The 14809-nt window shown below is 40.7% G+C and carries 14 protein-coding genes; 12 read left to right on the plus strand and 2 right to left on the minus strand.

All coding sequences use genetic code 11. The features are described 5' to 3' along the window. Positions 1-244 precede the first annotated feature (244 nt). The 4 genes from fabD (at position 245) to lysM (ending at position 3237) form a co-directional block, all read left to right on the plus strand. Positions 245-1213, plus strand: coding sequence for an ACP S-malonyltransferase (fabD, locus tag JMW85_RS03750; protein WP_087814664.1), 969 nt, complete (start codon positions 245-247; stop codon positions 1211-1213). Continuing rightward, positions 1210-1938 carry a 3-oxoacyl-ACP reductase FabG gene (gene fabG / locus JMW85_RS03755; RefSeq protein WP_045454442.1) on the plus strand — a complete coding sequence of 243 codons (729 nt, stop codon included), beginning with the start codon at positions 1210-1212 and terminating at the stop codon, positions 1936-1938. Before fabD ends, fabG begins: the two co-directional genes overlap by 4 nt. Positions 1939-2208: 270 nt before the next feature. Further along, positions 2209-2445, plus strand: a complete 237-nt coding sequence (gene acpP, locus JMW85_RS03760) for an acyl carrier protein (protein WP_057758815.1) — start codon at positions 2209-2211, stop codon at positions 2443-2445. 282 nt (positions 2446-2727) lie between these two features. Further along, a complete protein-coding gene (gene lysM / locus JMW85_RS03765; RefSeq protein WP_201580981.1) occupies positions 2728-3237 on the plus strand; it encodes a peptidoglycan-binding protein LysM in 510 nt (169 codons plus the stop codon). 101 nt (positions 3238-3338) lie between these two features. Here the strand turns inward: lysM and queG are convergent, their stop codons facing one another. Next, the gene (gene queG / locus JMW85_RS03770) at positions 3339-4571 is read right to left on the minus strand and encodes a tRNA epoxyqueuosine(34) reductase QueG (protein WP_201580982.1); all 1233 of its coding nucleotides are present in this window, start codon (positions 4569-4571) and stop codon (positions 3339-3341) included. 191 nt (positions 4572-4762) lie between these two features. Here queG and JMW85_RS03775 point away from each other — a divergent pair, with 191 nt between their 5' ends. After that, positions 4763-6502: an NAD(P)H-hydrate dehydratase gene (locus tag JMW85_RS03775; protein WP_201580983.1), complete on the plus strand. Its 1740-nt coding sequence runs from the start codon at positions 4763-4765 to the stop codon at positions 6500-6502. Between the two features lie 8 nt (positions 6503-6510). Here the strand turns inward: JMW85_RS03775 and JMW85_RS03780 are convergent, their stop codons facing one another. Continuing rightward, entirely contained in the window at positions 6511-7008 is a 498-nt protein-coding gene (locus JMW85_RS03780; RefSeq protein WP_045446657.1) for a DUF4124 domain-containing protein, read from the minus strand. A 982-nt stretch (positions 7009-7990) separates the two neighbouring features. Here JMW85_RS03780 and JMW85_RS03785 point away from each other — a divergent pair. The 7 genes from JMW85_RS03785 (at position 7991) to JMW85_RS03815 (ending at position 14686) form a co-directional block, all read left to right on the plus strand. Continuing rightward, complete coding sequence (locus JMW85_RS03785) at positions 7991-9703, plus strand: acetolactate synthase 3 large subunit (RefSeq protein ID WP_201581237.1); 1713 nt, start codon at positions 7991-7993, stop codon at positions 9701-9703. Beyond that, positions 9703-10200: an acetolactate synthase small subunit gene (ilvN, locus tag JMW85_RS03790; RefSeq protein WP_045454430.1), complete on the plus strand. Its 498-nt coding sequence runs from the start codon at positions 9703-9705 to the stop codon at positions 10198-10200. Before JMW85_RS03785 ends, ilvN begins: the two co-directional genes overlap by 1 nt. A 147-nt stretch (positions 10201-10347) precedes the next feature. Continuing rightward, positions 10348-11364, plus strand: a complete 1017-nt coding sequence (gene ilvC, locus JMW85_RS03795) for a ketol-acid reductoisomerase (RefSeq protein ID WP_045446660.1) — start codon at positions 10348-10350, stop codon at positions 11362-11364. A gap of 270 nt (positions 11365-11634) precedes the next feature. Then, complete coding sequence (locus JMW85_RS03800; protein WP_201580984.1) at positions 11635-12060, plus strand: hypothetical protein; 426 nt, start codon at positions 11635-11637, stop codon at positions 12058-12060. Between the two features lie 380 nt (positions 12061-12440). Beyond that, positions 12441-12653 carry a cold-shock protein gene (locus JMW85_RS03805; protein ID WP_010196799.1) on the plus strand — a complete coding sequence of 71 codons (213 nt, stop codon included), beginning with the start codon at positions 12441-12443 and terminating at the stop codon, positions 12651-12653. A 253-nt stretch (positions 12654-12906) separates the two neighbouring features. Further along, positions 12907-13470 carry a DUF421 domain-containing protein gene (locus JMW85_RS03810; protein ID WP_201580985.1) on the plus strand — a complete coding sequence of 188 codons (564 nt, stop codon included), beginning with the start codon at positions 12907-12909 and terminating at the stop codon, positions 13468-13470. Positions 13471-13936: 466 nt separating this feature from the next. Beyond that, on the plus strand, positions 13937-14686 hold the full coding sequence (locus tag JMW85_RS03815) for an electron transfer flavoprotein subunit beta/FixA family protein (RefSeq protein WP_201580986.1): 750 nt from the start codon (positions 13937-13939) through the stop codon (positions 14684-14686). Positions 14687-14809 lie beyond the last annotated feature (123 nt).

A 14809-nucleotide genomic window follows, 5' to 3' on the forward strand; every position in this document is an offset into this window, starting at 1 on the left:
ACCATGTGCCTTTAGAAAATATGAAAATGAACCGATATACTCTACCATTTTAATTTGAGTGGTATCTTTTACTATACGTGTTTCAGTAGCATCCGCTATGATAATAGTGTGCGTCAGTGTATAGTTTATCGATAATCCGTTTTTTTAGACAAATACTAAAGCAACGGCTTTATATCGCCTCTAATAATATAATAAACCCCAATTGTTTTTAGGGATATTTCCAATTAAATAAGGAATATTGGTTATGGCCTCTGTACCCGATATGGTAAAAAAGCCGCCGACACGTATTGCGGTAATTTTTCCTGGTCAAGGATCGCAAGTAGTCGGGATGACTAGTGAGCTTGCTGAAATCTATCCAGAGATTCTCGATACCTTTACTGAAGCTAGCGCCGCGCTTGGTGAAGACTTATGGGCAATCTGTCAAAATGAAGAAAAACTCAATCAAACACAATATACTCAGCCAGCATTACTGACGGCCAGTATCGCCATTTGGCGTATCTTAAAACAAAAAATAACCACAGCGCCTTGTTATTTAGCGGGTCATTCTCTAGGTGAGTACAGTGCGCTTTGTGCGGCTGAAGTCATATCGCTTGCTGATGCGGTTAAATTGGTACATAAGCGCGGTCAGTTGATGCAAGAAGCCGTTGTAGGTGTCGATACTGCCATGGCAGCAGTGTTAGGGCTTGAGGATAATCGAGTAGAAAATTTGTGTGAGCAAGCGACTGAACATGTCGAAGGTGCCATTGTAGGTGCAGCCAACTTTAATAGTCCAGGACAAGTGGTGATATCGGGTAATGCTGCTGGTGTGAATGCAGTTATTGATAAAGTGCAAAACACTGGCAAAAAATCTATCCCGCTAAAGGTCAGCGTACCATCACATTGCGCGCTTATGGAGCCAGCCAGTAGTGCATTGGCTGAGATTCTGGCAGAAATAAAATTTGATCAAGCGACGATTCCTGTTATCCAAAATCGACATGCGCGTGTTGAGAGCAGTGCGGTAGGTATCAAGCAGGCACTAACAGAGCAATTAAGCCAACCAGTATTATGGTCAAAAACCATGCAAGAGCTGGCTGACAAGCAAATTAATATTTTAATCGAATGTGGCAGTGGTAATGTGTTGAGCAACTTGGCGAAGCGCCAAGCACAGCCAATTACGAGCTATCCTACTGACAAGCCCGCTCGTCTTGATAAATTAATGGAGGTGTTATCATGAGTCGTACGATTACTCTAGTGACAGGTGCTAGCCGTGGTATTGGTAAAGCCGTTGCCAAACGCTTCGCCAAAGAAGGACATTTTGTTATTGGTACAGCGACTACGGAAAAAGGTGCTGAGCTGATTGATGGTTATCTCCACGATAGTGGCGGTATTGGACGTGTTTTAGACGTGCGCGATACCGCACAAATTGATAAGCTGTTTGAAGAGATTGAGAGCGTCTATGGCGCAGTACAAGTCTTGGTCAATAATGCAGGTATCACCCAAGATGGTCTGCTGATGCGTATGAAAGATGACGATTGGGAAAATGTTATCGATACCAATTTGACGTCGGTATACCGTATGAGTAAACGTGCCGTACGCGGTATGATGAAAGCACGCCGTGGCCGTATTATTAATATCACCTCTGTAGTCGCTCAAATGGGCAATGCAGGCCAATCTAACTATGCGGCGACCAAGGCTGGCGTAGAAGGGTTTAGCCGTACGCTTGCACGTGAGATTGGTTCACGCCAAGTGACCATCAACTGCGTGGCACCAGGCTTGATCGAAACGGATATGACAGATGAGCTTGATGAGCGTCTATTGAACTCTATGTTAGATGCTGTACCTATTAGTCGTCTTGGTCAGCCAGAAGACATCGCTGCAGCGGTACATTTCTTAGCTAGCGATGAGGCCAGCTATATCACAGGTGCTGTCATTCCTGTCAATGGTGGCATGTATATGTAGTCAATATACGAGCGTTACATAGTTATAATAAAAAACTGTGTGAACGAGTGTAAACTATAATAAAGGGTGCTATAATGACGGATACTTTTGAGTCAAAGCCCTGTATGATAACAGGGCTTTATTAGACATCAGACAAACTGTATAACATGTAATAGAGTACTCAGACAGCATTGCTGGTCTGGCAAACGCATTTTATATACCATGCTATAGCGTTAAATAAGGCGATATAGCAGTTTATTAAAAATAATAGATGATAACGGAGTGATCTACATGAGTAATGATATCGAGCTAAGAGTAAAAGCAGCAGTAGCTGAGCAACTAGGTATGAATGTTGAAGACATCAACAACGATGCTTCATTCATGGAAGACCTAGGTGCAGATTCTTTAGATCTAGTTGAATTGGTTATGTCATTTGAAAGTGATTTTGGTATCACTATTCCTGATGAAGATTCTGCAGAATTGACTACTGTTCAAAAAGCAATCGATTACGTACAAGCCCAACTATAATTTGCTACTTATTTAGCAGATTTATAATGCCGCTTATCTGATTAGATAGGCGGTTTTTTTATGGGTGCGTGATTGTTATTTTCAAATGCAGCAATCAAATTTAACATTGACTACGTCAATTCAACATTATTCAACATACTATTACTATCTACATCGACTCACTTTATCTATACTCATAATAGTAAGTCGCAGCAAAAGATGCCAGTTAGACATTTAAAATATTGTTTGATTGCGTGTTTTATTAAAAGAATGACAAATAATAATATTTCAAGGAGTAGATATATGGGTATGTTTAGCTTTGCAAAAGATATCGGTGATAAGATTTTTAACCGTGATGACGAAAAGCATGATGCTAAGACAGAAACGAAAGCAGATGCTAATACACCAGTACAAAGCAGTGAGCCGAGTGCACAATCAGTTGCCAATATTCTGTTGCGTCGTATCCAACAGCAGAACCTCAATATCAGTAACCTAAAAATTAAATATAATGGTTCTACAGATACTGCAGAAATCAGCGGTAATGCTAAAACTCAAGCTGACCGTGAAAAAGCAATTATCGCTATCGGTAACGTGCAAAACGTTGCAAAAGTTATTGATAATATCGATATCGAAGAAGATGCGCCTGAGTCAACGATGTATACAGTGAAATCTGGTGATAGCTTGTCTAAGATCGCAAAAGAGGTTTATGGTTCAGCGGATGATTATATGAAAATCTTTGAAGCCAATAAGCCGATGCTATCTAGCCCTGATAAGATTTATCCTGGTCAAGTACTACGCATTCCTAAGCCATAATATGGTTTTGAACTGTCAGAGATATGTTTGAATAAAATAAAGAATGCCTCTTACTATAATAAGAGGCATTTTTTTGGCGTATAGAAATATAAACTTAAGATTTAGAGCTTTTTTAACTTCTCATACTGTTCAGTTATGGCCCAATTGATATGTACATCGAGCATTTCGTTATGTACGCCCAACTTTGATTGTAACTGAGTAATGGTTTCTTCATTACCATTAGCATTTCCAAGACCAATCGCGATATTACGCAAAAAGTTCACATAGCCTGTGCGTCTAAGCGGGCTGCCTTCAGTTTTTTTCATAAATTCAGCTTCTTGCCATTGCCACAGCTCAAGCAGACTGCTGCTATCAAGGTTATGCCGTGGTGCGAAGTCCTCTACAGGTGTAAGATTGGCGTAGCGATTCCAAGGACAGATAAGTTGACAGTCGTCACAGCCAAAGATGCGATTACCAATCGCGCGGCGGTATTTTGTATCAATAATACCGTCGTGCTCGATAGTGAGGTAGGAGATACAAGCTGCAGCATTGAGCTTATAGGGCGCGACAATCGCTTGAGTGGGACAGATATTGATACAAGCGCTACAACTGCCGCAATGCTCTTTGACGGGTTTGTCATCAGGTAACTCAAGGCTAATAAATAGCTCACCCAATACAAAAAATGAACCTGCTTGCTTGTTGATTAATAAGGTGTGCTTTCCTGTCCAGCCAAGACCAGCAGCATCGGCAATGGGTCGCTCGAAAATAGGAGCAGAGTCGCTAAAAGGCCTAAAAATAAAATCTTGCTCTGAACCTATATTGAGGTGTTGCCACTTAGGAAGCATGGCTTCTATCTTTAGTGCCAATTGCTTCAAACGACTGCGCATCGTTTTATGATAGTCGCGTCCTCTGGCATAACGAGCGATGATACCTTGATTGGGGTAGTCATTGTCAGTAATCGTACGTGGGGTTGGTGCTTGAGTCAGGTAATCCATACGGACACTGATGATGGTTTTTGCCCCTTCTACCAGTTGGTCAGGATTTGCCCGCAGTTCATGGTTGTTATGCATAAACTGCAGTTGCCCCTCATAACCTTTTTCGAGCCATTGTTGCAATTGTACAATCTGCTTAGCAAATAAAGGGTGATGCACCGATAAAAAACCGCAGTCGGCAAACCCTAAAGCCTGTGCTTGGTCTTTAATCCATTGTTTGACATCTGCTGTGGTGGTAAATGTTGGGCTATTATTTACCTTAATCTTTTTTTCGGACGCAGGCTTAGGTTCAGCAGAGATTTGCTTAGCTGATTTCTGCTGGGTTGAAGAGATAGACAAGTTTACTTTAGGAAGATTATTCATGTGTGACAGTAGGCGATAGAGTGAATATCGATATAATAAGCCAGTGAGCTAAGAGCGCAAGTATAAAAGCAAATAATTTTACATTCATATCGATACATACGTTGATGTAAGCGTTTGCTAAGCTGATGCTAAATGATAGTAATCATATCTCAATAAAATAAAAATCAGCAAAAAATACTCAAGGATTAGTTATGAAAAATCAGATCAATTTATCACCTATAAAAAGTACAAAACCTATCCCGTTATATAGCAGTGAACAACTCTATGCGATGGAGCAAGCATGGTTTGTAGAGGGTCATGATAGTTTTGGGTTGATGAAACAAGCAGCTTGGCAAATGGTGCAACACATAGAGCAATTATATGAACAAAGACAATTAAACATATATCCATCAGCCACTACTTATGTGCCTCGTCGTCATATGCGTCAGCATCGAGTGAGCATTTGGGTTGGAAAGGGTAATAATGGTGGCGACGGTTGGCTCATTGCTTATTACTTACAGCAAATGGGTTGGCAGGTACAAGTGGTAACAGTGGGTTTTGAGAGTGATGATTTTGATACCAGTAACACAACAGCATTTTCCGACGCACAAAAAGCCCTAAAAGAGTCACTATTGGCTAATTGCCCTTATCAACGCTTTGAAAATAGTGCTTGTGATCTAGAAGAAGGAATAGATGGTAACCTGCAAGCCGATGTCTATATTGATGCGCTGTTTGGTATTGGACTGGATCGTGCGCCTACAGGTATTTATAAAACAGCCATTAGCACTTTTAATGAGTTATCTGAACGAAATAGTACCTTGGTCATTGCGGTTGATATTCCAAGTGGTTTGGTGGCTTCGACTGGCGAAGTATTTGAGCATGTGGCTATACAAGCTGATATAACGCTATGTTTAATTGCACGGAAATTCGGTTTGCATACCAAAGATGGTATGGATTGTAGCGGAAAGGTAATTGATATACCGCTGATACCTTATTCAATAAATGATAAAATTTTCATGCCAGTAGCAACACTGATTACTACTGCATATGGTCTAAGTCCTCGCCGTCAAAATAGCTACAAAGGTAGCTATGGTCATGTAATTATTATTGGCGGTAATCGTATCGATAGCTCACAAGGTATGGGCGGCGCTGCGATACTGTCTGCTTCGAGCTCGATGGCGGCAGGAGCAGGTAAAATTACAGTTGCTTGCCATGAGGCTTTTCATAGCGCCCTATTAACTTCGCTACCAGATGCAATGACGATCAATTTGCATGATGTGAATGGAGTGCAGGAGTTAATCAAGTCAGCCACTGTGATTGCGATTGGTATGGGGCTTGGTCGTGATGAAAAAGCAAAAGTGTTATTTATAAAGTATCTACAAACTGCGATGACAGCTAAAAAGGCAATAGTGATTGATGCTGATGGACTTTATCATTTGGCATCATTGCAATTAGAGCATCATGAATTGGTCAGTCAGCTGCGAGAATATAGCGTTAATCATCAAGTTTGTTTGACACCGCACAGTGGCGAAACTGCTAGATTACTGAATAAGAGAATCAGTGAAGTGGAAAGCGATAGACTACAAGCGATAAAACAGTGCGCTACAACTTATGGTGGTGAATGGGTGCTAAAAGGCGCAGGTTCTTTGATATTAGAGCAGGGCTTAGATGAGCACCACGTTTATGTTTGTGCTGTCGGTAATGCAGGTATGGCGACGGCTGGCATGGGTGACGTGTTATCCGGTGTCATTGCTGGTTTGCTAGCACAACAAGATTTATCGTCAGGAATGCAAAGCTTGCATCAGGCGGTTGTTATACATGGATTAGCAGGGGATACGCTGGTCAATCAAAGTAATAATACGTTATTAGTTGGACAGCGAGGGCTACAAGCTCAGGATATGCCAGCAGCCATTCGTCATGTGATGCAGTTATTGATTAACGTCTATAATTAGCATTAAGCCTAGGTAGTTGAATTGCCACAATACTGATCAATTGCCTGCTGTACGCGTTCACGTTTGAGCTCAATTTCACGACCGTCTAAATATTGACGCTTGCCATTTGCATCCATCTCATAAATACGTCCGCCTACATTCAAGTTGGTCAAATTATTGCGGAGTGACTGGCAACGCTGTGCATTGGCTTGTGCTTCTTGTTCTTTAATCCGTGCTTCAAGCGCTGCAACTCTTTGTTCTTCTACGCTTTGAGTATTAGTACTTTGATTGGCATCTGTTTTGCCAGCCAATTGTCCTGCATTGCTTTGTCTGCCATCACTACGAAATTCAATCAGCTCAATGTTTTTACCATTTTGCGGCGCATGTTGGCTGTATTTGACTTCACCATGTGCACCGACAGATTTATAAACTTGAATAGCATGACTGGCATTCATCGACAGCATTAGCACATACGCAGTACTCATAAGCAGTTTGGTAGCAGTATTTATTTTAGACGCATATGCCATAGTAGCAATCCTCTCAAGGGGTAAAAAACAGATGTGTATATATGTGTCAATATAACATCTAAGTGTTGGAATGGTACTAAAAATGTACCAGCTTTCGATTCTAACAAATAATCCTTATGAATGTATATTATTTAATAACTAATAGTTAGGGATGGGCTTTAGAAGTTTTTCTTGACAATAGCTCACAAACCATCGAATATAATAGCAGTTGATTGGTCAGTGAGCGGCTTTTATGATATTGCCGTGGCACTTGAAAATGAGGACGATAGGTTACTTATCAGTGGCTTACGCAGTTTTCGTTTCTTTGTGACAATGATATTGCAAAGATAGTAATCATAACGATTGTTATCGATGACTTTATGTATTGTCTCCGGACTTATCTGTCTACAATGACTAAGATAAACTTATTATTTGAAATGCGCTAAGCGTGACTCTAGCGGTTGTATTAAACATGGAAAAATATTCAGCAATTAAATCTTTTTAATAAGCCTGTCGTAAAATCTAACCATTTTACAAATTAGTATTGGTTGTGAGAGTGATTTAAATTGTGAATATCGATGCCTCTGTATAAATCAATCTGTTGTAAGTGCTGTCTGCTATTTATCAATAATAAGCTTCTTTTATAGATGCACACGCATCTTGTCACTGTACATCGATAGACTCCTGCCATAAAACTGACCCTACATATATTGCTGTGTTTGAGTAGCCTGCTGTCTTATAAAACAGCGTTACTTAGAGATAGTGGGCACACATTCTTGATATGGATAAGGATTTGCAGCCATTTCTATAAGACGAACCATCTTGTGTAAATAGCGTGGTTTTCTCTTATAAATGAACGCCAATTCTTGACAAAAAAAAGGTGATGACAGTGACGCAAACCACGCAAAGTCCGAATATGACGGGACATACCCAAACGGGGAATGCCGCCAAAAATTTTGAAGAAAAGCAACAACGCCTCGCTGAAGGTAGTGAGCAACCTATCATGCTATCTGGTGCTGAGATGTTGGTGCAATCACTGACTGATGAGGGCGTCAAATATATTTTTGGCTATCCAGGTGGTGCGGTTCTTCATATCTATGATGCTTTGTTTCAACAAGAAAATATCGAGCATATCTTAGTACGTCATGAGCAAGCAGCCGGTCACATGGCAGATGCTTATTCGCGAGTCACAGGGCAGACAGGTGTAGTATTAGCGACGTCAGGTCCGGGTGCTACTAATACCGTAACGGCTATCGCAACAGCGTTTATGGATTCTGTGCCGATGGTGGTTATCGCAGGACAGGTACCTAGCAGCCTAATTGGGGAAGATGCCTTCCAAGAAACAGATATGGTCGGTGTATCACGTCCTATCGTGAAGCACAGCTTTCAAGTGCGCCACGCTAGCGAAATCCCAATGATTGTCAAAAAAGCCTTTTATATTGCTCAGTCTGGACGCCCAGGTCCTGTAGTGATTGATGTACCAAAAGATATGACCGCGCCAAGTGAAAAGTTTGCTTACGCTTATCCAGAAGAAGTGTTTATACGTTCGTATCAGCCGTCATTAAAAGGCCATAGTGGTCAGATTAAAAAAGCGGTTGAAACACTGCTTGCTGCAAAGCGTCCGATTATTTACTCTGGTGGCGGTGTTGTTTTAGGCAATGCGCATAAAGAGCTTACTAATCTTGCGCACCGTTTAAATTTACCAGTAACCAATACCTTAATGGGCTTGGGTGCGTTCCCTGGATCGGATCGTCAGTTCTTAGGTATGCTCGGCATGCATGGCACTTATGAAGCCAATATGACCATGCATCACGCCGACGTAATCTTGGCAATAGGTGCACGTTTTGATGACCGCGTAACCAATAATGTCAAAAAATTCTGTCCGAATGCGACGATTATTCATATTGATATTGATCCTACGTCCATTTCAAAAACCATTAATGCGCATATCCCAATCGTGGGCGATGTCAAATCTGTCCTGACCGATATACTAGAGATTATCGGTGAGGATAAAGAACTAGACCAACCAGCATTGTTGGATTGGTGGTCACAAATTAATGAGTGGCGTAAGCGTCATGGTCTGCGTTATGACACTAGCACTGATAATGGTATTAAGCCACAAGCGGTCGTGCAAGCTTTAGATAAAGTGACTAATAGTAACGCGATTATTACCAGTGACGTCGGTCAGCATCAGATGTTTGCTGCGCTTTATTATACCTATAATGAGCCTCGTCAATGGCTAAACTCAGGCGGTCTTGGTACGATGGGTGTTGGATTGCCGTACGCGATGGCAGCCAAACTTGCTAACCCTGAGCGTGACGTGGTTTGTATCACGGGTGAAGGCTCTATTCAGATGAATATTCAAGAGCTTTCAACCTGCTTACAATATAATTTGCCAGTTAAAATCTTGAATCTAAACAACGCCCAATTAGGTATGGTGAAGCAGTGGCAAGATATGCTGTATGAAGGTCGTCATGCGCATTCTTATATGAATTCACTACCAGACTTTGTCAAACTCGCTGAAAGCTATGGTCACGTCGGCATCAAGATTACTGATCCTGCGACCATGGAAGCACAGTTGGCGGAAGCCATGGCAATAACAGATAGATTGGTATTTATTGACGTTTATGTCGATCGTAACGAGCATGTATATCCGATGCAAATCGCTGGGCAAGCAATGCGTGATATGTGGTTAACAAAAGGGGAGCGTACCTAATGCAACAACAACATCTGATTTCGGTATTGATGGAAAACGAAGCGGGTTCGTTGTCGCGAGTGGTTGGTTTGTTCTCTCAACGTGGCTACAACATCGAAACTTTGAACGTTGCGCCAACAGACGACTCGAGTATTTCTCGCTTAACATTGACCACTATTACGTCACCTGAAAAAATAGAACAAATCACCAAGCAATTGCATAAATTGATTGAAGTGGTTAAAGTGCTTAATCTATCAGATACCGTACACGTCGAACGCGAGTTGATGCTCATAAAAGTACGGGCGACGGGTGGCGTACGTGAAGAGATTAAACGCAGTGCCGATATTTTTCGTGCACAAATCGTTGATGTGAACGCCAATCTATATACCATTCAAATCGTCGGTGACAAAGCCAAACTTGACGGCTTTATTGATGTGATTGGTCGTGAACGTATTATGGAAGTGGTGCGTTCGGGTGTGATTGGTATTGCACGCGGCGAAAAAACGCTCAGTTTATAATGGGTACCCACCGTACCTATTGTAGGTCAAATTATTTATTCAAACATTAACATAGCGCTTATCTCACCCATCACTTCGATAAGGTGATTATAATTTAAGTGTTTATTTATCCATGGCAAGCCATGATTTAGGAAAAGGACTCTGTTTATGAACGTTTATTATGATAAAGATTGTGATCTATCAATCATCCAAGGCAAAAAAGTTGCCATCATTGGTTACGGTTCACAAGGCCATGCACACGCGCTTAACCTACAAGATTCAGACGTTGATGTGACCGTTGGTTTACGTGCTAACTCTGGCTCATGGAAAAAAGCAGAAAACGCAGGCTTGAAAGTCGCTGAAGTAGAAGAAGCGGTAAAAGCCGCTGATGTCATCATGATTTTGACGCCTGATGAGTTTCAAAAAGAGTTATATAATGATGTAATCGAACCGAACATCAAAGAGGGCGCGACCCTAGCCTTTGCTCATGGTTTTGCGATTCATTATAACCAAGTCGTACCACGTGGTGATCTTGATGTCATTATGGTTGCACCAAAAGCACCCGGTCATACGGTACGTTCAGAGTTTGCAAAAGGCGGCGGTATCCCTGATCTTATCGCTATCTACCAAGATGCCTCAGGTCAAGCCAAACAATTGGCATTGTCATATGCTGCTGGCGTTGGTGGTGGTCGTTCAGGTATTATCGAAACAACCTTTAAAGATGAAACTGAAACTGACCTATTTGGTGAGCAAGCGGTACTTTGCGGCGGTGCAGTAGAGCTAGTGAAAATGGGCTTTGAAACTCTAACTGAAGCTGGCTATGCCCCAGAAATGGCTTACTTTGAGTGCTTACATGAGTTAAAGCTTATTGTAGACCTCATGTATGAAGGCGGTATCGCTGACATGAACTATTCAATCAGTAACAATGCTGAATATGGCGAATACGTAACTGGTCCTGAAGTCATCAATGAGCAATCACGTGAAGCCATGCGTAATGCCCTAAAACGCATTCAGTCTGGTGAGTACGCGAAGATGTTTATCTCTGAAGGCGCAACCAACTATCCATCAATGACTGCTCGTCGTCGTAACAATGCAGAGCATCAAATCGAAATCACTGGCGCTAAGCTACGTGGCATGATGCCTTGGATCGGTGGTAACAAAATCATCGATAAAGAAAAAAACTAATTCAGTATTAAGCTATTAAGAGATTAATCGCTGATATAGAACTAAGAGCTCATGCTATTACTTAATAGTGTGGGCTTTTTTAGTTTGCACTACTTTAGTGAAATTTTAACCACAATCGCTTTGGTGTTGGTTGAAAACGACCAATCGATGCCTCATATATCCAGCCTTCATTGATTTTTTTGAATATTCTTAGTGCAACCAATTGCTGGTTAATTATCAAGACGATTGAGTTGCGCGTTCTTATTTTTTATAGATTATAGGTTGTGTGTTGTGCAAATATCTTATCCAGACTGGCTAACGCCGCAATTCGTATATATTACTCTTAGCGCTGTGGTAGCTGTTTTAATATGGATAGAAGGGGAGATGCTCAAAAAAACCGATGGCAAATTGCCGAAGTCTAAGTTTTTTCAAATCAGCTCACTCTTGGATACTTTGTGGTTCTTTATTTCCGTTGTTATGTTATATGTGATTGACTTGACGCCACTAGCCATTACGGTACCTGCGGCTTATGGCATCTATACTACCTTTGGATGGATATACGGGACGCGTTTACTAAAGCGTAAAGGTATTCCTGATTCTCCTAAAGACTTGGTGATACCTGCTAAATACATCGCCTATAGTCAGTCATTTTCGCTAATATTTTTTGCGCTTTGTTTGTTAGCATTAAGTTCACCGTGGCTACCGATATCTCAATGAAGTATATGCTGACTTATCACCTATTTATTATTTGAGATAATGCTGTCACCAACTTAAATGACACCTTTACGTTAGAATGATAGATAGTAAATGATATAAAATATCTTTCTTATCAATGTATTAGATAGTATTTAATTGGCTTTCGTGACTTTTCAAAACGGATTATCGTTATTTACAAAAATCATCAATTTAACCTGTTGCGATTATAAAAAGCTGCTATAATCAGGCTGTACTCAAAAGATTTTAGGTCGTAATTTCAAGCTATCTAACGATATTTTGATCGTATTGACTGTTGCATTTAGCAGAAAATAGTTTGGGTATATATCAATTAATCGGTGATGACACACGTCTCGCCAACAGTTAAAGAGTTAGGAAAATTTATGTCAGATAAAGTTGAAGGCACTGTAAAGTGGTTTAATGAAGCTAAAGGTTTTGGTTTTATCGCTCAAGACAATGGCGGACAAGACGTATTCGCTCACTACAGCGCTATCCAAGGTGGTGGTTTCAAAACTCTAGCCGAAGGCCAAAAAGTGTCTTTCATCTTAGGTGATGGCAAAAAAGGCCCACAAGCCGAGCAAATCGAAGCTATCTAATCTCATTTGACATCTGGTAAGCTGATTAGTCGGTAAGCTTGATGACAGTAAGATTATCAATATGCATTGATGCCTTTGTTTGTTAAAACAATAAAAATACTGTTTCAACTCTAAAAAAAAGCAACCTCTTATCAGGTTGCTTTTTTTATGCCATTTTTCTCGCTAAAAACGTAACATCATCAAAAGCATACTGATATTAGCTGTCAGTCATCAGCACTGACTCAAAAAAGATCTAAAAAAATGAGGTTGTTTTATGAAGTGGGAGGCATGGTTTTCAATCGATTGGCAGCAAGTGCTGGGTATTTCTCTATCTGCAATCGGTTTTTATTTAGGGTTAATGTTGTTTACAAGATTGATGGGGTTGCGAAGTTTCTCCAAGCTCTCAAGCCATGATTTTGCGATGACTGTCGGTATTGGCAGTATACTCGCTTCAACGGTGCTATCAGACACACCGTCATTAACGCAAGGGCTGTTTGCTGTCGCAGTATTGTTTGTGATTCAAGGGGTTATCTCATTTATCAGGCGTAAATTCAAACCGTTAAAATCTCTGATAGACAATCGAGCCATTATATTAATGGCGCATGGCGAGTATTTTAGTGGAAATTTAAAAGAGGCTAATCTTAGTACCAGTGATGTTCAACAGGTTTTACGCAAGAATGGGATCAAGTCTAAAACGGAAGTATTTGCTGTCATTATGGAAACCACAGGGGATATGAGTGTCATCAAAAACAATGCAGTTACGCCTGACTGGTCATTATTCGATGATATACGCGACAGTGAGTTGCTGATTGGTTCCAGTAAAAACAGCAAAGCGTAGATTTTGAGTTTTTGAGTATTGTTGTCGATTGTTGTTCTCGATTGATGCCAACGAAATAGATCACACCAATCCATTAAGTAACTATCGTGTTGACAGTGCTGAAAACAGGTGAAATATTGAGAATGTAGGTTAAAGAAGACTGTAAAATTGTGCACTTATAAACTATTTATTATAGAATGGTGACAAATTTATGACGCATTATTCACGGCGTTGTCTTGACCTTATGCCTGTGGTCACGCAAGATACAGGGGTCTGATAATAATGGTTGGCTTAGCTTTAGCAGATTTTATCAATGAGTAGTGTGATACTAATACCATTTTCGGTATTGTTTCTTCTTGCTTAATTAACTACTATCTGTTGACGCAGTAATAACCCTAAGTAGTATTTTGAATGACAGTTTAAAAAAATGAACCTTTGGTTCTTAACTGACAATTTTTAATTCATAACATTAATAAACGAGGAACGTATGAAAGCATTAGTAGCGGTCAAGCGTGTCATTGATTACAACGTAAAAGTTCGTGTAAAAGCTGACAACTCTGGCGTTGATTTATCAAACACTAAGATGTCAATCAACCCTTTTGATGAGATTGCAGTAGAAGAAGCGGTTCGTCTAAAAGAAGCGGGTGTGATTGACGAAATCATTGTTGCTTCAATCGGTCCAAAAGAATCACAAGAGCAAATTCGTGCAGCTTTAGCATTGGGCGCTGATCGTGGTGTTTTAGTGTTGACTGACGACAAGCCGTATCCATTACAAATTGCTAAGATCCTCAAAAATATCGCCGAGAGTGAAGCCACTGATATTATCTTATTGGGTAAGCAAGCCATTGATGATGATAACAACCAGACTGGTCAGATGCTAGCGGCATTGATGGGTATCGGTCAGGGTACGTTTGCATCAGAAGTGAAAGTAGAAGGCGATAAAGTAAACGTGACTCGTGAAATCGATGGCGGCTTGCAAACGGTTGCACTTGATTTGCCAGCAGTTAATACCACTGACTTGCGCTTGAATGAGCCACGTTATGCTAAATTGCCTAACATCATGAAAGCGAAGAAAAAGCAGCTCGATGAAAAAACACCTGCTGATTTCGGTGTTGATATGGCTTCTAAGCAAGAGATCACTAAAGTTGTGCCACCTGCTGAACGTAAAGCTGGTATTACAGTAGGTTCAGTAGATGAGTTGGTTGATAAGCTAAAAAATGAAGCAAAAGTCATTTAATGTTTCAATGATTGGATACTTCGCTACGGCATATCCTGTACAAGGCTATAGATCTGGCTGATTTATTTTATATTAAATAAGAGTTGCTCAAACAGCTTTGTACACAAACAACCGCATGAATAG

The organism is Psychrobacter glacincola, from assembly GCF_904846075.1.
Lineage (GTDB): Bacteria > Pseudomonadota > Gammaproteobacteria > Pseudomonadales > Moraxellaceae > Psychrobacter > Psychrobacter glacincola_C.

Excerpts from the sequence above, each read along its gene's own strand:
- fabD (WP_087814664.1), top strand. The coding sequence starts at position 245 with ATGGCCTCTGTACCCGATATGGTAAAAAAGCCGCCGACACGTATTGCG.
- fabG (WP_045454442.1), top strand. The coding sequence starts at position 1,210 with ATGAGTCGTACGATTACTCTAGTGACAGGTGCTAGCCGTGGTATTGGT.
- acpP (WP_057758815.1), top strand. The coding sequence starts at position 2,209 with ATGAGTAATGATATCGAGCTAAGAGTAAAAGCAGCAGTAGCTGAGCAA.
- lysM (WP_201580981.1), top strand. The coding sequence starts at position 2,728 with ATGGGTATGTTTAGCTTTGCAAAAGATATCGGTGATAAGATTTTTAAC.
- queG (WP_201580982.1), bottom strand. The coding sequence starts at position 4,571 with ATGAATAATCTTCCTAAAGTAAACTTGTCTATCTCTTCAACCCAGCAG.
- JMW85_RS03775 (WP_201580983.1), top strand. The coding sequence starts at position 4,763 with ATGAAAAATCAGATCAATTTATCACCTATAAAAAGTACAAAACCTATC.
- JMW85_RS03780 (WP_045446657.1), bottom strand. The coding sequence starts at position 7,008 with ATGGCATATGCGTCTAAAATAAATACTGCTACCAAACTGCTTATGAGT.
- JMW85_RS03785 (WP_201581237.1), top strand. The coding sequence starts at position 7,991 with ATGCTATCTGGTGCTGAGATGTTGGTGCAATCACTGACTGATGAGGGC.
- ilvN (WP_045454430.1), top strand. The coding sequence starts at position 9,703 with ATGCAACAACAACATCTGATTTCGGTATTGATGGAAAACGAAGCGGGT.
- ilvC (WP_045446660.1), top strand. The coding sequence starts at position 10,348 with ATGAACGTTTATTATGATAAAGATTGTGATCTATCAATCATCCAAGGC.
- JMW85_RS03805 (WP_010196799.1), top strand. The coding sequence starts at position 12,441 with ATGTCAGATAAAGTTGAAGGCACTGTAAAGTGGTTTAATGAAGCTAAA.
- JMW85_RS03810 (WP_201580985.1), top strand. The coding sequence starts at position 12,907 with ATGAAGTGGGAGGCATGGTTTTCAATCGATTGGCAGCAAGTGCTGGGT.
- JMW85_RS03815 (WP_201580986.1), top strand. The coding sequence starts at position 13,937 with ATGAAAGCATTAGTAGCGGTCAAGCGTGTCATTGATTACAACGTAAAA.